The organism is Pseudomonas sp. 34 E 7, from assembly GCF_900005715.1.
Lineage (GTDB): Bacteria > Pseudomonadota > Gammaproteobacteria > Pseudomonadales > Pseudomonadaceae > Aquipseudomonas > Aquipseudomonas orientalis_A.
In genome coordinates, this window is the sequence record NZ_CVTX01000141.1 from 73,690 (window position 1) to 95,557 (window position 21,868).

At 61.5% G+C, this 21,868-nt stretch carries 18 protein-coding genes; 8 read left to right on the forward strand and 10 right to left on the reverse strand.

Annotation, left to right across the window (positions count from 1 at the left end; all coding sequences use genetic code 11):
- Positions 1 to 23: 23 nt before the first annotated feature.
- The 8 genes from BFP96_RS13780 to BFP96_RS13815 form a co-directional block, all read right to left on the reverse strand.
- The gene (locus BFP96_RS13780) at positions 24 to 803 is read right to left on the reverse strand and encodes a transporter substrate-binding domain-containing protein (protein WP_057723170.1); all 780 of its coding nucleotides are present in this window, start codon (positions 801 to 803) and stop codon (positions 24 to 26) included.
- A 310-nt stretch (positions 804 to 1,113) separates the two neighbouring features.
- On the reverse strand, positions 1,114 to 2,748 hold the full coding sequence (locus BFP96_RS13785; protein ID WP_065936420.1) for an ATP-dependent DNA ligase: 1,635 nt from the start codon (positions 2,746 to 2,748) through the stop codon (positions 1,114 to 1,116).
- Positions 2,745 to 3,749 carry a ligase-associated DNA damage response exonuclease gene (locus BFP96_RS13790; protein ID WP_065893390.1) on the reverse strand — a complete coding sequence of 335 codons (1,005 nt, stop codon included), beginning with the start codon at positions 3,747 to 3,749 and terminating at the stop codon, positions 2,745 to 2,747. The genes BFP96_RS13785 and BFP96_RS13790 overlap by 4 nt, the downstream gene beginning before the upstream one ends.
- Positions 3,750 to 3,931: 182 nt before the next feature.
- The gene (locus tag BFP96_RS13795) at positions 3,932 to 6,373 is read right to left on the reverse strand and encodes a penicillin acylase family protein (RefSeq protein ID WP_065936421.1); all 2,442 of its coding nucleotides are present in this window, start codon (positions 6,371 to 6,373) and stop codon (positions 3,932 to 3,934) included.
- A gap of 203 nt (positions 6,374 to 6,576) precedes the next feature.
- Positions 6,577 to 6,777 carry an SEC-C metal-binding domain-containing protein gene (locus tag BFP96_RS13800; protein ID WP_065886122.1) on the reverse strand — a complete coding sequence of 67 codons (201 nt, stop codon included), beginning with the start codon at positions 6,775 to 6,777 and terminating at the stop codon, positions 6,577 to 6,579.
- Positions 6,774 to 7,256: an LEA type 2 family protein gene (locus BFP96_RS13805; protein WP_065893392.1), complete on the reverse strand. Its 483-nt coding sequence runs from the start codon at positions 7,254 to 7,256 to the stop codon at positions 6,774 to 6,776. Before BFP96_RS13805 ends, BFP96_RS13800 begins: the two co-directional genes overlap by 4 nt.
- Positions 7,257 to 7,278: 22 nt before the next feature.
- The gene (locus BFP96_RS13810) at positions 7,279 to 7,749 is read right to left on the reverse strand and encodes a YchJ family protein (RefSeq protein WP_065893393.1); all 471 of its coding nucleotides are present in this window, start codon (positions 7,747 to 7,749) and stop codon (positions 7,279 to 7,281) included.
- A 4-nt stretch (positions 7,750 to 7,753) separates the two neighbouring features.
- Positions 7,754 to 8,251, reverse strand: a complete 498-nt coding sequence (locus BFP96_RS13815) for a DUF6231 family protein (protein WP_065893394.1) — start codon at positions 8,249 to 8,251, stop codon at positions 7,754 to 7,756.
- Positions 8,252 to 8,439: 188 nt separating this feature from the next.
- On the opposite strand from BFP96_RS13815, the gene BFP96_RS13820 reads away from it, so the two are divergent.
- Positions 8,440 to 9,198 (forward strand): collagen-like triple helix repeat-containing protein, encoded by a 759-nt coding sequence (locus BFP96_RS13820; protein WP_065936422.1) that lies wholly within the window; start codon positions 8,440 to 8,442, stop codon positions 9,196 to 9,198.
- 115 nt (positions 9,199 to 9,313) lie between these two features.
- On the opposite strand, the gene BFP96_RS13825 is transcribed toward BFP96_RS13820, so the two are convergent.
- The gene (locus BFP96_RS13825) at positions 9,314 to 9,778 is read right to left on the reverse strand and encodes a CopD family protein (protein WP_065936423.1); all 465 of its coding nucleotides are present in this window, start codon (positions 9,776 to 9,778) and stop codon (positions 9,314 to 9,316) included.
- 99 nt (positions 9,779 to 9,877) lie between these two features.
- Between BFP96_RS13825 and dinG the strand changes: the two genes are divergently transcribed.
- The 6 genes from dinG (at position 9,878) to BFP96_RS13855 (ending at position 18,363) form a co-directional block, all read left to right on the forward strand.
- Positions 9,878 to 12,022, forward strand: coding sequence for an ATP-dependent DNA helicase DinG (dinG, locus tag BFP96_RS13830; RefSeq protein WP_057723161.1), 2,145 nt, complete (start codon positions 9,878 to 9,880; stop codon positions 12,020 to 12,022).
- Positions 12,023 to 12,110: 88 nt separating this feature from the next.
- Positions 12,111 to 14,408 (forward strand): beta-galactosidase, encoded by a 2,298-nt coding sequence (locus BFP96_RS13835; protein ID WP_065936424.1) that lies wholly within the window; start codon positions 12,111 to 12,113, stop codon positions 14,406 to 14,408.
- An 83-nt stretch (positions 14,409 to 14,491) separates the two neighbouring features.
- Positions 14,492 to 15,637 carry a serine hydrolase domain-containing protein gene (locus BFP96_RS13840; protein WP_065893398.1) on the forward strand — a complete coding sequence of 382 codons (1,146 nt, stop codon included), beginning with the start codon at positions 14,492 to 14,494 and terminating at the stop codon, positions 15,635 to 15,637.
- 142 nt (positions 15,638 to 15,779) lie between these two features.
- Entirely contained in the window at positions 15,780 to 16,967 is a 1,188-nt protein-coding gene (locus BFP96_RS13845; RefSeq protein ID WP_083216640.1) for an OmpA family protein, read from the forward strand.
- A 27-nt stretch (positions 16,968 to 16,994) separates the two neighbouring features.
- The gene (pdxH, locus tag BFP96_RS13850; protein WP_065936426.1) at positions 16,995 to 17,642 is read left to right on the forward strand and encodes a pyridoxamine 5'-phosphate oxidase; all 648 of its coding nucleotides are present in this window, start codon (positions 16,995 to 16,997) and stop codon (positions 17,640 to 17,642) included.
- Between the two features lie 256 nt (positions 17,643 to 17,898).
- Positions 17,899 to 18,363 carry a glycine zipper 2TM domain-containing protein gene (locus BFP96_RS13855; RefSeq protein ID WP_065886131.1) on the forward strand — a complete coding sequence of 155 codons (465 nt, stop codon included), beginning with the start codon at positions 17,899 to 17,901 and terminating at the stop codon, positions 18,361 to 18,363.
- Between the two features lie 715 nt (positions 18,364 to 19,078).
- On the opposite strand, the gene nhaA is transcribed toward BFP96_RS13855, so the two are convergent.
- The gene (gene nhaA / locus BFP96_RS13860; protein ID WP_065932835.1) at positions 19,079 to 20,263 is read right to left on the reverse strand and encodes a Na+/H+ antiporter NhaA; all 1,185 of its coding nucleotides are present in this window, start codon (positions 20,261 to 20,263) and stop codon (positions 19,079 to 19,081) included.
- A 216-nt stretch (positions 20,264 to 20,479) separates the two neighbouring features.
- On the opposite strand from nhaA, the gene BFP96_RS13865 reads away from it, so the two are divergent.
- The gene (locus BFP96_RS13865) at positions 20,480 to 21,574 is read left to right on the forward strand and encodes a PLP-dependent cysteine synthase family protein (RefSeq protein ID WP_065893402.1); all 1,095 of its coding nucleotides are present in this window, start codon (positions 20,480 to 20,482) and stop codon (positions 21,572 to 21,574) included.
- The last annotated feature ends 294 nt before the right edge of the window (positions 21,575 to 21,868 follow it).

A 21,868-nucleotide genomic window follows, 5' to 3' on the forward strand; every position in this document is an offset into this window, starting at 1 on the left:
TTGAAAAAGGGGCGCCCCAGGCATTATTTGCCGCTGTACAGGTTCAGATCGCCAAAGTGTTTTTTCTGGATGGTGGCGTAGGTGCCATCATCGTGTAACGCTTTGATACCTTTATCCAAAAGCGCCTTGAGCTCAGTGTTACCTTTTTTGATACCGATCGCGGTTTTCGAAGGCAGCAATGGGTCGTCGATGGCGGCGCTGACTTCGTAACCGGCACCGGCCGGCGACTTGAGGAAGCCCAGTTCGGCTTGCAGCATGTCCTGCACGGAAGCGTCGAGGCGCCCGGACGTCAAGTCGGCATACACCTGGTCCTGGTTGGCGTAGGCCTTGGTGGTCACACCGGCCTTGTCCAGCACGGCCTTGGCGTAGGCTTCCTGGATGGTGCCTTGCTCATAGCCCACGGATTTGCCCTTGAGCGATTCAGGCGTCGAATACCCTGCACCTTTTTTGAACACCAGCGAAGTAGGGCCCGAGAACAGCTCGTTGGAGAAGTCGATCGCCTTCTCGCGCACCGGGGTCACGGTCATGGAAGAAATCACACCGTCGAACTTGTTGGCTTTGAGGCCCGGAATCATGCCGTCAAAGTCGCTTTCAACCCATTTGCACTTGACCTTCAGTTCCGCACAAATGGCGTTGCCCAGGTCAATATCGAAGCCCACCAGGCTGCCGTCGGCGGCCTTGGATTCGAACGGTGCGTAGGAAGGATCGACACCGAAACGCAATTCCTTGTATTCCTTGGCGGTTGCAACACCTGCAGCCATGCACAGAGCCAGTGCAGAAAGGGTCAGCAATGCTTTTTTCATTATGTGTTCCCTGGAAACCAAGATAAGCGCTTGTGGCGCGTTTAGGACTGTTACTGAACGGTGTCAGACGCAGCACAAGTAGCAATTTCTGCACCATAGTTCCGAATGATCGTTTTAAAAGGTGGGATAAGGGATTTATAAGTGTAGGAAATGCCCACTAGTGTGCATTGAAAGAGTAGCGCACCATTTCAGGTCGAGCGTAAATCCAAATGTGGGAGGGGGCTTGCCCCCGATGGCGGTGTGTCAGTCAGAGCATCTGTGTCTGACCCTCCGCTATCGGGGGCAAGCCCCCTCCCACAGTTGATTTGTGTCAGGCCAACAAGTCCTGCAGCGTGGCGAGACTGTCGGCTTCCTCCACCGTCTTATCCTGGCGCCAGCGCAACATCCGCGGAAAGCGCACCGCAATCCCACTTTTATGCCGCTTGGACAGGGCGATCCCTTCAAAGCCCAACTCAAACACCATGCTCGGCGTGACGCTGCTGACCGGGCCGAATTTTTCCACGGTGGTCTTGCGCACGATCGCATCGACCTTGCGCATTTCTTCGTCAGTCAGCCCCGAATAGGCCTTGGCGAACGGCACCAGTGTGCGCTCGCTGCCCGGCGGGCCATCCCAGACCGCGAAGGTGTAATCGCTGTACAGGCTCGCGCGCCGGCCATGGCCGCGCTGGGCGTAGATCAACACGGCGTCGATGCTGAACGGGTCCACCTTCCACTTCCACCACAGGCCCATGTCCTTGGTGCGGCCCACGCCGTAAAGGCCTTTGCGATCCTTGATCATCATGCCTTCGACGCCGAGGCTGCGGGAGGCTTCGCGTTGCACGGCCAACGCTTCCCAGGTTTGCCCCTCGAGCAGTGGCGAGGGCAACAGCACGGGTTGGTTGCACTGCGCGATCACGCGTTCCAGCTGCGTACGGCGTTCAGCCAGGGTGTGGTTGCGCCAGTCGTCGCCCTGGTATTCGAGCAGGTCGTAGGCGAGCACCGCCACCGGCGCATCCTCCAGCACTTTTTTACTCAATGTCTTGCGGCCGATCCGCTGCTGCAGCAGGGCGAAGGGTTGCACCGCCTCTTTCCAGACCACGATTTCACCGTCGATCACCGTGCCGTCCGGCAAGCCGCTGACCAGGCTGTGAAGCTCGGGAAACCGCTCGGTCACCAGTTCTTCACCGCGCGACCAGACCCACAATCGACCCTCACGCTTGACCAACTGCGCGCGAATGCCATCAAACTTCCATTCCACTTGCCAGTCGGCGGGAGAGCCGAGCAGGGCGTCAAACTGCTCCACTGGTTGCGCCAGGCCATGGGCGAGAAAAAACGGATACGGCTGCCCGCCGCGTTGCGCATGCTCGTCGGATGATTCGGCGGCAATCAGCTTGAGATAGCCTGCGGCCGTAGGGCGATTGGACAGGTCGGTGTAGCCCACCAGCCGTTGGGCCACGCGCTTGCTGTCGAGCCCGGCCATGGCGGCAAGCGCACGGGTCACCAGCAGTTTGGACACGCCCACGCGAAAGCTGCCGGTGATCAACTTGATGCACACCATCAGGCTCGGTTGATCCAGTTGCACCCACAGCGCCGGCAAGCGCTCGGCCAGTTCAAGCGGCGCAAGGCCACGCAGCGGTAACAGTTTGTCTTCCAGCCACACCGCCAGGCCATCTTCAGAGGTGTAGGTGGATTCGGGTAACAGCAAGGAAATGGTCTCGGCCAGATCGCCGACGGACTGGTAGCTTTCTTCGAACAACCACGGCTCGATGTTCGCCGCTTGCGTCGCCATGTCCCTGAGCAGGCGGGTCGGCACCAATTGCCGCGGGCGCCCGCCGGAGAGGAAGTACACCGCCCAGGCCGCATCCTCTGGCGGTGCCTGTCGGAAATACGCTTGCAGTGCCGCCAGCTTGGCGTTGCTGGAGGTCGTGGCATCGAGGTTGGCGTACAGCTCGGCGAAGGCTTTCATGCGCTGGCCTCTTCTTCGTCGTCGCCGTATTCGGTGCTGAAACCTTGGGCATCCAGGCCTTTCTCGCGCAGATGGCGCACCAGCACGCCGACCGAACCGTGGGTGACCATCACCCGCTCGGCGCCGGTCTGCTCAATCGCCCACAACAGCCCGGGCCAATCGGCATGGTCCGACAGCACAAAGCCGCGATCGACCCCGCGCCGCCGCCGCGTGCCGCGCAGGCGCATCCAACCGCTGGCGAAGGCGTCGCTGTAGTCGCCAAAGCGACGTATCCAGGTGCTGCCACCGGTGGAGGGCGGGGCGATGATCAGGGCCTGGCGCAGCAGCGGGTCGTTTTTTTTGAAGTCGCCGGCGTATAGCGTCTCGGGGATGTAGATACCCGCTTCGCGGTAGACCCTGTTCAATGGCTCGACGGCGCCATGGCTGAGGATCGGACCGATGCTGGCATCGATACCGTGCAGAATGCGTTGTGCCTTGCCGAAGGAATAGCAGAACAACACGCTGGCTTTGCCGGCGGCGATATTGGCCTGCCACCAGTCGTTGATACCGGAAAAAATCTGCGCCTGCGGCTGCCAGCGGTAGATCGGCAGGCCAAAGGTGGATTCGGTGATAAAGGTGTGGCAGCGCACCGGTTCGAACGGCGCGCAGGTGCCATCGGGCTCGACCTTGTAATCGCCGGACGCGACCCACACCTCGCCCTGGTATTCCAGACGCACCTGGGCCGAACCGAGCACATGCCCGGCCGGGTGGAAACTCAACGTGACGCCGTGGTGCACGAGTTTTTCGCCGTAGGCCAGCGTCTGCAAGTTGATGTCCTGGCCGAGGCGCGAGCGCAGGATGCCTTCGCCGGGCGCGGCGGCCAGGTAATGCTCGTTGCCGGTGCGGGCGTGGTCGCCGTGGGCGTGGGTGATGACGGAGCGTTCCACCGGGCGCCAGGGATCAATGTAGAAATCCCCGGCGGGGCAATAGAGGCCTTCGGGTCGGGCGATGACGAGGTCCATGGGGTGACCGGGGAGATGGGCTTGTTACTTATGAGGCGGGGGGCTGTGCAGAAGTTCTATCAGAATGCATGGGGTCCAAATGTGGGAGGGGGCTTGCCCCCGATGACAGAGTGTCAGCCACTGATGCAGTGGCTGATCCATCGCTTTCGGGGGCAAGCCCCCTCCCACAGTTGAAAACCGGGTTATTTGCCAGGTGTGAGGGTTAGCCGGCTTTTGCCATACACCTTGTCAAAGTTCTGCGGCTGCATCGGGAAGCTCAGGTATTGCGCCTTGAGCGACGGATCAATGCCGTTGGCATAGTTCGGGCTGGCCGGGTTGCCGGACTGGCCGGTGCCGCCCTGGCCCATCATCGGTTCGGGCTGGCCGAAGTCGACAATCATGCGCAGCGCTGACGTCTGGGCCACATTGAAATCCTGCCCCCAGTTGTACGGTGCCGGGTTCAGGGTGTTGTGGTCGCCACCGCTGGCGAAAGGCCCGCGAATAACCTGGCCGCCGGCGTTTTTCCAGGCGGTGGTGTGCAGCTTGCCCCATTGCCAGGCCTTGTGATCGGCGCCCAGCAAGCTGTCGCCGCTGCTGATCGCAGCGGCCAGGGTGCGTGCGAGAATCGCCGGCTTGTCTTCTTTTTGCGGTGTGCGCGTGTCATCCCAGAGCGGGCTGTCTTCACGGCCCAGCAAATGGTCTGCGATGGCGGAGTAGGACAGGCTGGCGTTGCTGACAAAGGCTTTCCAGCTGGCGCTGTGTTCCGGGCCGAGTTTGTCGAGGAAGATCTGCCTGGCGCTTTCCTGCAGGAACAGTTCGTAGACCGCCGCGTCGGCGGACGTCGGTGCAAGGCGACCATCAAAGGCCATCAAGCGGCCCAGTGCTTCGCGCGCCTTGGCCTGTTCGGCGGCGGGCAGCGCATCGATTGCCTGTTTCAGCGGCTGGGCCATGCCCGGCGCCTGGAACATACCCTTGAGTTTGGCGGCAAACAGGGTGGTCTGGTCGTATTGCATGGCGATCAGGCTGCGGCTGTCGTGCTTGCCGGCGTTGGCCAGTTGCGCCAGGCGCTCGCTGCGCTCCGGCGCGTCCCAGGAATTGGACAGTTGCATGCCATAGCCACGGGGGGCAGTGCGCTGGTTGGCGGTGCCGATCCAGCCTTGAGCCGGGTCCTGGTCATAGGGGTGCAGCATGGCGTCGGCGTAACCGTCCCAGTCAAAGCGCGTGTCCCAGCCCGGCGACGGCAGCAGGCCTTGGCCTTCGCGGCGGTTGGGGAAGCGGCCGGTGACTTGCCAGCCAATGTTACTGGCGTCGGCGAAGATCATGTTCAGCGCAATGGCGCGAATTTCGCGGGTAGCGTCCGAGGCCTTGCCGGCGTTCTGCGCGCGGGACAGGTCGAAGAACGCATCCAGGCTCTTGTCGTCCTTCAAATCGGCGGTTTGCAGGGCCAGGCCAAAACCGCTGGTGAGCGCCTGGCTGCTGTTGAGCAAGGCGCCGTGGCGGGTTTCGTACACCACGTCGCGAATCGAGCGTTGGCCTTTGATGAAGAAGGTCTCGTTACGCACGCCGGCCGGTAGCCATTTGCCGTTGTTCTCGTAGTACAGCGCGCTGCCCTGGCGTTTGACCTTTTCCAGGAACAGGTCCTGGGTATCGCCCTTGACCGCGCTCATGCTCCACGCCACCTTGCCGTTGAAACCCGACAGCAGGGTCGGCAGGCCGGCGATCGACGCGCCGACCGCCTGATATTTCGGCGCACGGATCTGCACGTAGCTCCAGGGCGTTGGTGCTTGCGGCTGGGCGGCGATGTCGTTGGCCAGCAGGCTTTTGCCGCTGCGGCTGCGTTGCGGCCCGATGGCCCAGTTGCTCGACGTGGTCACGCCCAGGGCATTGAGGCTGTTGAGTTGCTGGCTGACGGTGTCCAACCCGGCAAGACCGTTGATCTGGCTCAGGTTCACGCCCTTGAGCTTGTCGGCCTCGGCCAGTGGGATCGCTTCGTCCGGCGCGCTGGGGATAAGCCAGGCGAGCTTGTCGACGCCGACTTTTTGCGCCAGCACCAGCGATGAGATTTCTTCCTGCAGGTTGCTCGACTCACTGAAGTTCAGCAGGCAGAACAGTAGCGCCGAATCTTCCGGTTTCCAGTATTCGGGTTTGTAGCCGGTCTGGGCCAGGTCGGTCGGCAGCTTGTCGCGGTAGCGGAACAGGTAGGCGTTGACGCCCCGCGCGTAGACTTCAAAGAAACGCTTGAGCCGCGGCGACGAGGCGTTGTACAGCTCGCCGGCGCTCTTTTTCAGGTTGACTGCGCGCATGAAGCGGTCGACATCAAGGACCTCGGGCCCGGACATTTCCGCCAGGCGGCCTTGGGCCAGCAGCCGCAGAGTGACCATCTGGGTGATCCGGTCGCTGGCATGCACATAGCCGAGGCTGAACAACGCGTCGTGGAAGGTGTTGCTTTCGATCAGCGGCATGCCCTGGGCATTGCGGCGTATCGACACGTTTTGCGCCAGGCCCTTGATCGGCTCTACGCCGGCTGCGGGGGGCAGGGTGTCCTGGGTGTTCTGGAGCTGGCAACCGGACAGGCTCAACGCACTGACCACTGCCGCGGCAACGCCGAACCGGGGAAGAAAATGTGTAAGGGCTGGCGAGGCCATGGCAAAGCTCCTGCGGGGGGGTAGCGTCATTAAAGGCGCTACGTTAGTGAGCGCGGCGAAACGACGCAAGCGGGAGTTGTGTAATTGCATGAGTACTCATGTAGGAGGGGGCTTGCCCCCGATAGCGGTGGGTCAGTAACAGATAGGCTGACTGGCACACCGTATCGGGAGCAAGCCCCCTCCCGCATTGAGTGTCGAGTGGCTTAAGCGCCGTGGCACTTCTTGAATTTCTTCGCGCTGCCGCATGGGCAAGGATCGTTGCGACCCACGTCTTTCAACGCATTGCGCACCGGCTCCTGGTGAGCGTGGCCGCAGTTCGGGCCGTGGACATGGCCGTGGTCGTGATCCTGGTGATCGTGATCGTGGTTGCAGTCGGGACCATGGACATGGGGTTGCTGAGTCATCGATGTCGCTCCGGAATAAAATCGCCGGGGATTATCTCGCCATTGTGAGCCACCTGCACGTCATTACCGATGAATAATCCGGTTTTCAACTCGCCTTCAAGACGATAGGGCACGGGGCGCTCGGGGTTTTTCAGCATTTGCACCACATCGCGTATTCGCGGCCACAGGTTGGTCCGTACCGACACCCGGAAGTATTTATGGCCGCGCGGCGGTACGGTCAGCCATTCGTTGGACTCACCTTCGGTCAGTACCAGGTCGCCGAGGGTGACCTTGTAGATCAGGCCGCGCACGGTCAGGTCGGCGTCGTCGCGGTTATCCACGCGAAAGTAGAGCTTGAACTTCTGCTCCAGCAACTTGGCACGCACCACTTCGACCTTCACCAGTGATACATGGGGCGGCGGCGAATCGTCCTCGAACCAGGAGGCGCAGCCGCTCAGGCCCAGGGTTAACGCCAGCATCAGGCTGAATCTGCGAAGCATTGGCGTTATCCCTGTCAGGTCGTTAAAAATAGCTGGAACAGCACTTCTTGAACTTCTGCCCGCTGCCGCACAGGCATGGGTCATTGCGCCCGGCCTTCACGTCCACCGTCGGGTCGATGAAGTACCAGCGCCCCTCATTCTGTACGAAAGAAGACCGCTCGCGGTGGCTATGTTCACCACTGCTGTCGTGCCAGCGCGCCGTGAAGGTCACGAAGGCATGTTCCGGTTGGCCGCCGAAGAGCTCGGAATTTTCCACCTCCAGCCCAAGCCAGGTGCTCTGCGCACTCCAGGCGCTAATGGCCTCGCGGTCCAGGCCTGCCTGCTGCGCCGGCAAGGTGGTTGCCACCAGATAGTCGACCAGGCCCAGCACATAGGCGCTGTAGCGCGAGCGCATCAATGCGCTGGCACACGGCGCGGGATGGCCGGCGTGGTAATGGCCGCAGCAGGCATCCAGCAGATTGCCACTGCCGCAGGGGCAAATGGATGTACTCATTGTGTTACCACCAATACTTGCCAAAATTTTCCGGGTTGGCCCAGAAACGGGCGTTGAGCCAGTCGGGTACTTGTTTATAGTCAAGCAGATCATAGGTAAACAGCGTCAGCACCTGCTCATCGCGCTGAAAGCGTTCGCCGGCCTGCAGGGCCAGGGAGAAAAAATCGGTGTCCTTCCAGTCGCAGGCGCCCAGGTCCACCAGCACCGCGATGCGGCTGGCATTGAGGTTGCGAATGCCGCCCAGCAACGTCAGACCCTGGGATTTGGGCAGGTGTTCAAGGCAATCGACCACCAGCGCCAGGTCAAAACGCTGCGCCGCCAGTTCCGCGGGCAGCGGTCCGGGTGGGGCAATGCTGACACGCACATCGGGATGCGCCGTTTTAAACGCATCCAGTGCGGGAAACTGGCTGGCGCCCAACAGCAACAGGCGTTTGGGGGCGTGCAGGTCCAGCAACGCGGCCAGCGCTTGCTGGGGTGTACGGGAAGAAAATCCAGCGGTCATTTAAGATCCTCACATCAGGACCCTAGAGACTAGCGCGGCTGGGCGTGCTGGCCTAGCGCCTCAGTGCCGATAGCGCCGGTGCCTGAGCCGGGCCTTCTGAAGTTTTTTGATCCTTCACTGGCAAATCGCCTGTAGAAGTCGTTACTGTGCGTCCAAAGAAAAATTCGGAAACACTCGGGAGCCCCATGATGCGTAAGGTTTTTCTGCTGGCCCTGTTGGTCAGCCCCATTGCCCTGGCCCAGAGTGTCAGCGTCGAAACCCATTCGTTGATGCGCCTGCCCAGCAGTACCAGCGTGTTGCAGCTCGAGCGCCTGGACGTGGCGGACTACGGCACCCTGTTGATTCCGGCCACCATCAGTCAGATCGCGGTGGAGGAGCTGCATCTGGGGCGTGAAGCACGTATCGCCATCGTCCCCGGCACTACCGCGCTGCAGTTGCAGGTGCGCGAGGCTCAACTGGATCAGGGCAGCCAGATCACCTCTCGCGGCGCGCCCGGCACCCATGAAAGACCAGCCAAGCCGGGGCGCGACTTGACCTTGCGTATCGAGTCGCTGACTGCAGAAGCACTGTCGGTGGATGCCCGCGGTGGCGCCGGTGCCCAGGGTTATGCCGGCCTGGATGGCGCCAATGGCGTCGATCCGGGGTGCACCTGGGGTTCTGCCGGGCGTGGGTTCAATGGCGATAACGGCGGCGATGGGTTGCCGGGTGCGTCGGGTGCGCTAGTGCGCGTGGAGTTGCCGCAGAGTTTCCCGGCTGATCAGATCAAGGTCTTGGTGGACGGCGGGCCTGGGGGCTTGGCCGGTGTTGCGGGTAAGCCCGGCAAGGGCGGTCAGTCCAAGGGCTGCCTGGTGTACCGCGCCGATGGCGGTGAAAAAGGCCGCTCGGGGTTGGAAGGGCAACCGGGGCCGGCGGGGCCTGCGGGGGCGGTGACCATTCAGCGGCTTTGAGTCGCTTGTTCTGACGCCATCGGGGGCAAGTCGAATCGTCGCACCGCCCCTCCCACATTGGAATGCATTCCAATGTGGGAGGGAGCTTGCCCCCGATAGCGATGTAAGAGTCGCCTTACAACATCGGCCGAGCCGACGCCACGGCCACCACCACCAACCCGACAATCAAGTTAATCCCTACCAACTTACGAATCTGCCCCAGCGCAGCCGCGCCCGCGGGCCAGTCCTCAGCCGCCACCGCCGCCTTCAACGCCGGAAACTTCAACGCCTGGATGCGGATAAACAGCGCCGTCATCACCAGATACAAACCCATCATCACCTGCACATAGCGCGGCGCCGTTTCAAAACCGTTGAAGCGCAGGTGCAGCAGGCCGACGCCGCTGATCGGCAAAATCAACACCGCCACCCACACCCATACAAAAAAACGTTGAAACACATTTGCCCACAACTTGAGCCGGGCAGGGCCCTCAAGGGCCGCCATGGCGGCGGGGCGCAGGATCATCCAGGCGAAAAACATGCCGCCGACCCAGATCAGGGCGGCCAATACATGCAGGGTGTAAGCGAGGCTAAACGCGGTCATTGTGGTACTCCGTTCTGCGCGGGATTAATTAGCGGGGTATGATAGCGGCCGATCCGAACCACTGAAAATTTATCCAGCGTTTTTTGCGCCCGACTATCCATGATCAGCACTGAACTCAAAACCACGATCCAGGGCGCCTACTCGCGTTTTCTCGAAGCCAAGAGCTTGAAACCGCGTTACGGCCAACGCCTGATGATCGCCGAAGTGGCCAAGGTCCTCGGGGATATCGACACCGACGACGAAGGGCGGCGCAGCGGCGACCCTGCGGTCGTGGCCGTCGAAGCCGGCACCGGTACCGGCAAGACCGTGGCCTACAGCCTGGCGGCGATCCCCACCGCCAAGGCCGCCGGCAAACGCCTGGTGATTGCCACCGCTACCGTCGCCCTGCAGGAGCAGATTGTCTACAAGGACCTGCCTGACCTGATGCGCAACAGCGGGCTGAACTTCACGTTCGCGCTGGCCAAGGGCCGTGGCCGTTACATGTGCCTGTCCAAGCTTGACGTGCTGCTGCAGGAAGGCCACGCGCAGACCGCCACGGCTTCGTTGTTCGAAGAGGAAGGCTTCAAGATCGAAGTCGACGAAGTCAGCCAGAAACTGTTTACCAGCATGATCGAAAAACTGGCCGGTAATAAATGGGACGGCGACCGCGACAGCTGGCCCACCGCCCTGGAAGACTCCGACTGGGCGCGCCTGACCACCGACCACAGTCAATGCACCAACCGCCATTGCCCCAACTTCGGTCAGTGCGCCTTCTACAAGGCCCGCGAAGGCATGGGCAAGGTCGACGTGATCGTCACCAACCACGACATGGTGCTGGCCGACCTGGCCCTGGGCGGCGGCGCCGTACTGCCGGACCCGCGCGACACCCTGTATGTGTTCGACGAAGGTCACCACCTGCCGGACAAGGCCATCGGCCACTTCGCCCATTACACGCGCTTGCGCTCTACCGCCGATTGGTTGGAAACCACCGCCAAGAACCTCACCAAGCTGCTGGCCCAGCATCCGCTGCCCGGTGACCTGGGCAAGCTGATCGAACAGGTGCCTGAGCTGGCGCGGGAGATCAAGACCCAGCAGCAGTTTATGTTCAGCGCCTGCGAGCAGGTGGCCGACTTCAAGCCCGGCGAAGACGTGGAAGGCCGTGAGCGGCCGCGTCACCGTTTTGTCGGTGGGATGATTCCCGAGCATATGCGTGAAATGGGCATTGAACTGAAGAAGGGCTTTTCCCGCCTGACCGACCTGTTCACCCGTCTCACCGACTTGCTCAAGGAAGGCATGGATGGCGAGGTCAATATCGGCATCGCCAGTAACCAGGCCGAAGAATGGTACCCGCTGTTCGGCAGCCTGCTGTCCCGCGCCCAGGGCAACTGGGAGTTGTGGACGGCCTTTACCGTCGAAGACCCGGAAGACAATCCGCCGATGGCGCGCTGGTTGACCTTGGCGGAAAGCGGTGCGCTGTTCGATATCGAGGTCAATGCCAGCCCGATCCTCGCCGCCGAGATGCTGCGCCGCAACCTGTGGAACGTGGCCTACGGCTGCCTGGTGACCTCGGCCACGCTGACGGCGCTGGGCACCTTCGACCGCTTCCGCATGCGCGCCGGCCTGCCGAAAAAGGCCGTCACTGCAGTGGTGCCAAGCCCGTTTCATCACGCCGACGCCGGCGTCCTGCGGGTGCCCGACCTCAAGGCCGACCCAAGGGACGCGGCGGCGCACACGGCGGCGATCATCCGCGACCTGCCCGAACTGGTGGAAGGCTCGCGAGGCACCCTGGTGCTGTTTTCGTCGCGTAAACAGATGCAGGATGTGTTTGATGGCCTTGACCGCGACTGGCGTAAACAGGTGTTCATCCAGGGCAACCTGTCCAAGCAGGAAACCTTGAACAAACACAAGGCGCGGGTCGATGGCGGTGATTCCAGCGTGCTGTTCGGCCTGGCGAGCTTTGCCGAGGGCGTGGACTTGCCCGGCGCCTACTGCGAGCACGTGGTCATCGCCAAGATCCCGTTCTCGGTGCCGGATGATCCGGTCGAAGCGGCGCTGGCCGAATGGATCGAAGCCCGCGGCGGCAATCCTTTCATGGAAATCTCGGTACCCGATGCGTCGCTCAAGCTGGTGCAGGCCTGCGGACGCTTGCTGCGCACCGAGCAGGACCGGGGCACCATCACGTTGCTCGATCGCCGCCTGGTCACCCAGCGCTATGGCAAGGCAATCCTGAATGCCTTGCCGCCGTTCAGGCGCGAAATTTCTTAAGCCACCGTGGGCGAACTCGCCCACTTCGTGGTCTATCTCATGTATGTCATCAGGCCATTCACCGGCCGTCTGGGAGAACCTTGTTCGTATGATTCGCACGCTGCCCGCTCTTTTTGCCCTGCTGTTCGCCGCGCCCTTGATGGCCGCGCCGGCCGGGCAACAAACGCTGTTCAACTTCGTCCGGCCCGCCGATGTGGTCAAGGTGGCGACCCAGGACGCCAGCCTGCCGCAATACAACGCCGAACAAACCCCGGAGGGCGAAGTGCTGCGCCGCATCACCTTCAGCCCGGCGGCCGAGCCGAGCCTGGTGCTCAGCCCGCAAACCGGCGTGTGGGACTGGTCGCAATCGGGCGCCATGAGCCTGCGCATCCAGAGCGCGATGAGTTGGGCGTTGACCCTCTACGTGAAAGTACAAAGTGCCGACGGCAAGACCCTGGTCAGTCGCATCGACCTGCCGGCCGGCCCGGCCCAGACCTTGCTGGTGCCACTGCAAGCCAACTCGCCGCTGAGCCAGGGCATGAAGGCCGGCCCGCCGATGCCGATGACCGTGGACGGCCAGCGTGTGTTGCTGGCCGCCAGCACCGGGGAAGTCGACCGTAGCCAGGTGGTGTCGGTGACGCTGTCGATGATCAAACCCGATGCCGCCCAAAGCATCCTGCTGGAGCGCTTTGGCGTGCAGGACAGCGAGCCGGTGATGAAGGCCGCCTATAGCGAACTGGTGGACGCTTACGGTCAGTCCACCCGTGCACGCTGGCCGGAAAAAGTCAGCAGCGACGAGCAGCTCAAGGCCGCAGCCGCCAAGGAGCAGCAACAACTGAAGGGGTGGCTCGCCGAGCGTGACAAATCCGCCCTGGATCAATACGGCGGCTGGAACAAAGGCCCGGCGTTCGGCGCCAGCGGCTTCTTCCGCACTGAAAAGCGCGACGGTCGCTGGTACTTGGTCACGCCGCAAGGCCATCCGTTCTACTCGCTGGGGGTCAACACAGTGGCGGCGGACAACAGCCAGACCTACGTGGCGGGGCGAGAGTGGATGTTTGCGGCGCTGCCCAAGGCCGGTGAACCCTTCGACAAGTATTACGGCAGTGGCGACAACCGTACCGGCAACGGCGCGGGCGAAGGTCGCGGTTTCGGTTCGGGACGCTGGTATGATTTTTATGGCGCCAACCTGCAGCGCACCTATGGCGGTGACGGCTTCGATCAGAAGCGCTGGGTGACCCATACCCTCGACCGCCTGCAAGCCTGGGGCTTCAACACCGTGGGCAACTGGAGCGATCCGGACCTGGCCACGGCTGACCGTGTGCCTTACACCTTGCCGCTGTCGATTGTGGGTGACTACGCCAGCATCAGCACCGGCACCGACTGGTGGGGCGGCATGCCCGACCCGTTCGACCCACGCTTCGCCATGGCCACTGAGCGCGCCGTGGCCATTGCCGCTCGCGATCATCGCGACGACCCGTGGCTGATCGGCTTCTTCGCCGACAACGAACTGGCCTGGGCCGGCCCTGGCGACGATGCAAAATCGCGCTATGCCCTGGCCTACGGCACCTTGCGCATGACCACCGACGTACCGGCCAAGCGTGCTTTTCTCAAGCAACTGCGCGACAAGTACCGCAATGAAGACGGTCTGTCGAAAGCCTGGGGCATCCACCTGGCCGGCTGGGAGCTGATGGAAGACCCCGGCTTCGAGCCGCCGATGCCCAGCCCGGAACACCCGGAAATCGAGGCCGACTTCAAGTATTTCCAGAAGACCTTCGCCGATGCCTACTTCAAGACCATCTCCGACTCGCTGAAATGGCACGCGCCCAACCAACTGCTGCTGGGCGGGCGTTACGCCGTGAGCACCCCTGAAGCCGTGGCGTCCTGTGCACAGTATTGCGATGTGCTGAGCTTCAATATGTATACCCTCAAGCCCCAGGACGGTTATGACTTCGCCGCCCTGCGCGCACTCGACAAACCGGTATTGATCACCGAATTCAACTTCGGCTCGAGCGACCGTGGCCCATTCTGGGGCGGCGTGACGCAGTTGGCCCGTGAAGAAGAGCGGGGCGCGGCCTATGCCGCCTTCCTCAAGCAAGCCATGGCGGAGCCTTCGATTGTCGGCGTGCACTGGTTCCAGTACCTGGACCAGCCCGTGACCGGGCGCCTGCTGGACGGTGAAAACGGCCATTTCGGCCTGGTTGGCATCACTGACGTGCCCTTTCAGGGCTTTGTCGAGAGCGTGCGAAAAAGCAATCTCGCGGCGGTCGACCAACTGGGTAAGGAGGCTGAAAAAGCCAGGGCCGCCGGTGCGTCCCGCGAGAGTGAAGGCGGCCGCTCGGGCCAGGCCGGCAAAGGTGCGGGCCAGGGCGCCGGGCATGCTGGCGGGCACTCCGGAAATGGGCATTGATTCGCCGTTGACGGGTTCACAAATCCCTCAATGACTGGAACAATGTCGGCCACTTTTCATGCGGTTTTCTCGAGGTCGCTCCGGTGCAGATTCAGGGTCATTACACGCTCCAGTTCGAAGCGGTACGTGAAGCGTTTGCCGCATTGTTCGATGACCCTCAGGAGCGCGGTGCCGGGCTTTGCATCCAGGTCGGCGGCGAGACGGTTGTCGACCTGTGGGCCGGCACCGCCGATAAGGACGGGACCGAAGCCTGGCACAGTGACACGATCGTCAATCTGTTCTCCTGCACCAAGACCTTCACTGCCGTCACCGCCCTGCAGCTGGTGGCCGAAGGCAAGCTGAAGCTGGATGCGCCCGTGGCCGATTACTGGCCGGAATTTGCCGCAGCGGGCAAAGCGTCCATTACCTTGCGCCAGTTGCTCTGCCATCAGGCCGGGCTGCCGGCGATCCGCGAGATGCTGCCCATCGAAGCCCTGTACGACTGGCAACTGATGGTCGATACCCTGGCGGCCGAAGCGCCGTGGTGGACACCCGGCCAAGGCCATGGCTACGAGGCGATCACCTATGGCTGGCTGGTCGGTGAACTGTTGCGCCGTGCCGATGGGCGCGGACCTGGAGAGTCTATCGTGGCGCGGGTGGCGCGGCCGTTGGGGCTGGATTTTCACGTGGGCCTGGCGGACGAAGAGTTTTACCGTGTCGCCCATATAGCCCGCAGCAAGGGCAATATGGGCGATGCTGCGGCACAACGGTTACTTCAAGTAATGATGCGTGAACCCACGGCAATGACTACACGTGCATTTGCCAATCCGCCGTCTATTCTGACCAGCACTAATAAACCCGAATGGCGGCGTATGCAGCAACCCGCGGCAAATGGTCACGGTAATGCACGCAGCCTGGCCGGCTTTTATAGTGGTTTATTGGACGGTAGTTTGCTGGAAAGCGACATGCTCGAACAATTGACCCGCGAGCACAGTATCGGGCCGGATAAAACCTTATTGACCCAAACCCGTTTTGGCCTGGGTTGCATGTTGGATCAACCGGAGTTGCCCAATGCTACGTTCGGCCTTGGTCCGCGCGCATTCGGGCATCCGGGGGCAGGGGGCTCGGTAGGGTTTGCCGACCCTGAGCATGATGTAGCCTTCGGTTTTGTGACTAATACCCTGGGGCCCTATGTACTTATGGACCCACGGGCTCAGAAGTTGGTCGGAATATTGGCCGGTTGTCTATAAACCCCTTGCTGTTTCACAATTTTTTGTTACAAAGGCACGTATAAGAAGACGCTGAACGCAATGATGTAACTTCAATGTTCTTTAAGCGTCTGGTTAACGGGGCATGTGGCCCCTTGGTTTTTTCTCATTTTGTGGATATCTCATGTTATCGAACAAGTCCTTGGCACTGGCGCTGTGCCTCACTATTACCGGCTGTGCACAAACTCCACAAAATGATGCCGAAGGTGGGCACTGGTGGTCATTTGGATCAGATAAAGCTGCTACCAAGGACGCAGTGACCCAGACCGACGCCAAGCCGGATGCCAAGCCCGCCGCCGATGCCAAGCCTGTTGCTGACGCCAAGCCCGCTGCCGACGCCAAGCCTGTCGCGCCTGTCGCCGCAGCGCCTGCTCCGGCAGCCAAGAGCGACACTGGCTTCAACTGGTGGCCATTCTCCGCCAAGAGCGCCGACGACAAGGCCGCCGAGGCCAAGGCCGACCTGAAAGCCGACCTCAAGGCCGCCACTCCTGCACCGGACACTGCGCCTGTCGTGGCCAAGACCGACACCGAAGCCCATTGGTGGTGGCCGTTCGATACCAAGCCCAAGCCACTGGCCAAGGTCGATGTGACCAACGTGCCGATGCCCGATCCAAAAATCACCCAGGCCTGGCTGGACGATTACGAGCCGCGCCTGCGCGCCGCGATCAAGGACAGCAACCTGCAATTGGAACGTCGCGACAACGTACTGGTGGTGATTGCCCCGGTAGACGGTTCATACAACCCGAAACGCCCGGCGATGCTGCTGCCGGTGACCCTGGGTCCGTTCACGCGCGTCGCCAAGGCTGTTGAAGCCGATCCAAAGACCGCCGTACTGGTTCTGGGCCACGTTGATGCCACCGGCAGCGCTCCGGCCAGCCAGGCGCTGAGCAAGGAACGTGCGCAGTCGATCGCTTCGATTTTCAGCCTCAGCGGTTTGAAGCAGGACCGCCTGATGCTGCGTGGCATGGGCGACCTGATGCCGCGTGCCGCAAATGACAGTTCCCAGGGCCGTGCGCTGAATCGTCGCATGGAAATCATGTTCACTCAGCGTACAACTATGTTGGCGCTGCTGAGCCAGTACAACTCGGGCAAGACTCCGCCTGTGGCTGAAATGGTCGCTGTGCAGGATGTTCCCGCACCGGCCCCAGCGGCAAAAGCCCCGGCCAAGAAAGCGCCGGCCAAGAAAGCCGCCGCCAAGCCGGCTGCCAAGTCAGCCGCTAAAAAGGCCCCGGCCAAGCCGGCTGCGAAGAAACCGGCTGCGACCAAAGCCAAGGCTGCTGCACCGGCGAGTAACGACCAGGCGAAAAACTGATCCGTTGAACCACAAGGATAAAGCCGCATGACCCAGGCACTGGCCGATATGCGCCGTGACTACACACGGGACGGTTTGAGCGAGGCCCAGGCCCCGGACGAGCCGCTTGCCTTGTTCCACCAGTGGTTCGCCGATGCGGTGAAAACCGAGCAGGCACCGGTGGAGGCCAATGCCATGACCCTGGCGACGGTCGACCAGGACGGTCGGCCGCACTGTCGCATCCTGTTGCTCAAGGTCCTGGATGCACAGGGCTTTACCTTCTTTACCAACTATCAGAGCGCCAAGGGAGAGCAACTGGCGGCGCGGCCGTTCGCGGCCATGACCTTTTTCTGGCCGACCCTCGAGCGCCAGGTGCGTATTGAAGGGCGCGTGGTCAAGGTCACGCCTGAGGAGTCGGATGCTTATTTTCAGGTGCGCCCCCTGGGCAGCCGCCTGGGTGCGTGGGCATCGCCGCAGAGCAAGGTCATTGGTGATCGCGAAGAACTGCAGCAACTGCTCAAGGCGACTGAACAACGTTTCAGCGACACCCAGCCCGATTGCCCCGAGCATTGGGGAGGCTATCGTTTGTTGCCGGAGCGCATCGAGTTCTGGCAAGGCCGCGCCAGCCGCCTGCATGATCGCCTCAACTATCGGCTGCAAGCGGGCCAATGGACGCGCGAGCGTCTTGCGCCTTGAGCGTCGCCTTTCGTCATCTCATCTGAATCATGTCCTGTGCGCCGAAGTCTTTATGTACGAGATTTCGGCGTTTTCGGCTGTACGACTACACTGATCAACCAGGCTATGGCATGGTGCGGCTTAGCTACCGTTCGTCGAATCCTGTGGTACCTACAGTCTGTACTCAGGCTGAATGAAAGCACTTTTTTGCCTGGCTTGCCGTGACAGGCGCCAAGCCGCAGCGTTTAATGAATACCTGTCCTTTGGAGTTGATGCTATGCGTAAGTCTGTTTTACTAGTTGCCTGCTTTACTACCCTGTCCTTGCTGTTGGGTGGCTGCGCCTCGAGTCTGACCGGCGACTCCTACTCCCGTGACGAGGCGCGTCGTGTACAGACCGTTCGCATGGGCACCATCGAATCCCTGCGTCCGGTGAAAATCGAAGGCACCAAAACCCCAATCGGCGGCGCTGCGGGTGCAGTCATCGGCGGCGTTGGCGGCAGCGCCATCGGCGGCGGCCGTGGCAGTATCGTCACCGCTGTGATCGGCGCGGTGGCCGGCGGCCTGCTGGGTTCGGCCACCGAAGAAGGCCTGACCCGCACCCAGGGCGTGGAAATCACCGTTCGCGAAGACGACGGCAGCATGCGCTCCTACGTACAAGCCGTGCAGGAAAATGAAATTTTCCGCATTGGCGACCGCGTACGCATCATGACGGTTGACGGTACCAGCCGCGTTACCCGCTAAGCGGTCAGCGAAAGGCAAAGAAAAACCCCAACCGGGTGACTGGTTGGGGTTTTTTGTTTAATGGGCCGTGATCTTACCGTCTAAAAAATCCTAATTGCGCATAATAAAAAACCGCCTTAGTAGGGCGGTTTTTTATCGCAAGGCCATATCAAGCTAGCCTTGCAGGCTCACAGAACGCAATGACATGGTCGGAATATTACTGCCGGCTGCGGTATCTGGCAAGAAGCCGTTGTAAAGCAGCACTAGCGCTTCTGATACTTTTTTTGTCAGAAAGAAATTGAAAATAAATAACAAAATTCGCCGTGCGCTTGGTCACACCTTCGGCGGGCAGCTCAGTTAGTATCGACGCCGTTCTACGTTCGTCATCCTGTGAGTAGGCCGGGTCAATGAGCAAGTTTTTGGACCCGCCGCCACGGGCTAGTAATCCGTGCCGGATTGATGCGGAGGGCCCGTCAACCCTGCCGCCTCATAGAACGCAATGACAGCATTCGAAGGCCCACGTGTTCCGGTAAGTGCGCTGGAGGTAAGGCCCAACGCTTGGAGGGCCGAGTATGTCTAAGTTTGCACGACGTACGTGGAACCTCGTAGTGAATGCCCTGCGTGTTTATCACGTATGGGTATTCCTGCGGGACAGCTTCGATGACCTGTAAGGTCTGAGAAGTGGAGCCGCCTCGATTCAGTTCGAGGCGGCTTTTTGCTGTTTGGCTATCACCGACTAGGCAGTGACGGCTTTCCTGCGACTCGCCATCGCCGTCACCGCATAACCGATACACGCCGCCAATATCGAACCGGTCAGAATCCCCATGCGATCCTCGCCGGCAAACTCGCTGACGCCCGGTACGAACGCCAGTGAGCCGACAAACAGGCTCATGGTAAAGCCGATACCACACAGTATCGCTACCCCCAGCACCTGGCCCCAGTTAGCGCCGCTGGGCAGTGAGGCGATGCCGGTCTTGATGGCCAGCCAGGTCAGGCCGAACACACCGATGGTCTTGCCGATCAACAGGCCGGCGGCAATGCCCATGGGCACGTGGTGGGTAAAGCTCTCGAGGCTGACGCCGGTGAGGGACACCCCGGCGTTGGCAAACGCGAACAACGGCAGGATGGCGTAGGCCACCCATGGGTGCAGGGCATGTTCCAGGGTCAGCAGGGGCGAGGTTTCGGCATTGCGGGTGCGCAGTGGAATGCAGAACGCCAGGGTCACCCCGGCCAACGTGGCGTGCACGCCGCTCTTGAGTACGCACACCCACAGGATCAGGCCGATGATTAGGTACGGCCCAAGCTTGACCACACCCAGCCGGTTCATCGCGATCAAGGCGATCAGGCAGGCCGCTGCGCCTGCCAGGGAAGCCCCGGACAGGTCGGCGGAATAGAACAGCGCAATGACGACAATGGCGCCCAGGTCGTCAATGATTGCCAGGGTCATCAGGAACAGTTTCAGCGACACCGGCACACGCTTGCCCAGCAGTGCCAGGACGCCCAGCGCAAAGGCGATATCCGTGGCCATCGGTATCGCCCATCCGGCGAGGGCCGCAGGGTTGTCCTTGTTCAATGCCCAGTAGATGAGCGCGGGTACGACCATGCCGCCGATCGCCGCCGCACCCGGAAGCACCACCTGCGACGGTTTGGACAGGTGACCGTCGAGCAGCTCGCGTTTGACCTCCAGACCGATCAGCAGGAAGAACAACGCCATCAGGCCATCATTGATCCACAACAAGGCGGGCTTGGCGATTTGCAGCGCGCCAACCTGGGCCACCACGGGCGTGTCGAGAAAGGCGCCGTACAGGTGCGACAAAGGTGAGTTGTTGATAATCAGCGCCAGGGCAGCGGCAGCGATCAGCAACAGACCGCTGGCGGCCTCCAGCTGGAAGAAACGGGTGAAAGTGCTACGCAGAGGCAAGGGATGCTCTCCAATCCAGGTTCAATAGGTGCGTACCCTAACCCGTACCGTTAGTTGTTAAAACAAAAGTTATATTCTTATTTGTTATAAGCATTCGGTAGAGCTGGCGTTGCGTCTAAGCCTAGCAATTGTGTGTCCAATTGAGTCGTTACTGTATCTGTGTGCAGTGTAGGAAACCCCCTAATATCAGGCCCAAATCCTTAGAGAAGTCTCGTCATGAGCGACCACCGTCCCTGGGCCCGCGAAGCCATTCGTATCATTGAAGCGGATTTTCAGCGCAGCGCCGACACCCACCTGATCCCGTTGCCATTGCCGGGCTTGCCGGGTATCGAGCTGTACTTCAAGGATGAGTCCAGCCACCCGACCGGCAGCCTGAAGCACCGGCTGGCGCGTTCGCTGTTCCTGTACGCGTTGTGCAACGGCTGGCTGAAGCCGGGTGCACCGGTGATCGAGGCTTCCAGCGGTTCGACGGCCATTTCCGAAGCCTATTTCGCGCGCCTGCTCGGCCTGCCGTTCATTGCCGTGATGCCCGCCACCACCTCCCAGGAAAAGATCGCCCAGATTGCCTTTTATGGCGGCAAGAGCCACCTGGTGCAGGACCCTACGCAGATCTATGCCGAGTCCGAACGCCTGGCGCAGGAAAGCGGCGGGCACTTCATGGACCAGTTCACCTACGCCGAGCGCGCCACCGACTGGCGCGCGAACAACAACATCGCCGAGTCGATCTTCCAGCAGTTGCGTTTCGAGCAACACCCGGAGCCCAGTTGGCTGATTTCCAGCCCCGGCACCGGCGGTACTACCGCGACCCTGGGACGCTATGTGCGCTATCGCCAGCATTGCACCCGCGTGCTGTGTGCCGATGCCGAACGTTCGGTGTTTTTCGATTATTACCTGAGCGGCGACGCCAGTCTGCGCCTGGACTGTGGCTCGCGGATCGAAGGCATTGGCCGGCCACGGGTCGAGGCCTCATTTTTGCCTGCAGTGATCGATGCGATGGTCAAGGTGCCGGATGCGCTGTCCCTGGCAGCCATGCATTACCTGGCCGAGCGGTTGGGGCGGCGAGTGGGGGGCTCCAGCGGGACGAACCTGATCGGTGCACTGGTGGCTGCGCAACAGATGAAAGCGGCGGGGGAGTCGGGGTCGATCGTGGCGATTCTATGTGATGGGGGAGAGCGCTATGCCACCACTTACTACGATCAGGCGTGGCTGGCGGGGCAGGGGTATGACTTGCAAGGGTTGATCGCGGCCGTTGCGGCAAGTGTCGAGCAGGGAGAGTCACTGCCCGACAGCATCCTGCGCGCCAATATCTGACAAACCACAAACCAAATGTGGGAGGGGGCTTGCCCCCGATTGCGGTGTGTCAGTCAAAGAGGCTCCGACGGAACCACTGCTATCGGGGCATAGGTATCTACACAATTGTGGTGCGAAACCGCACCTGTGGCGAGGGAGCGGACGCGTATCTACCTGACGCTCCGAGGTCCAAATGTGGGAGGGGCGGTGCGACGATTCGACTTGCCCCCGATGGCGGCCTCTGGGCCGACCAGGATGTTGGATCAGATCGAGTACATATCCGTTTCTGCGGTCACGGCCACTTAGGGTTCCGCC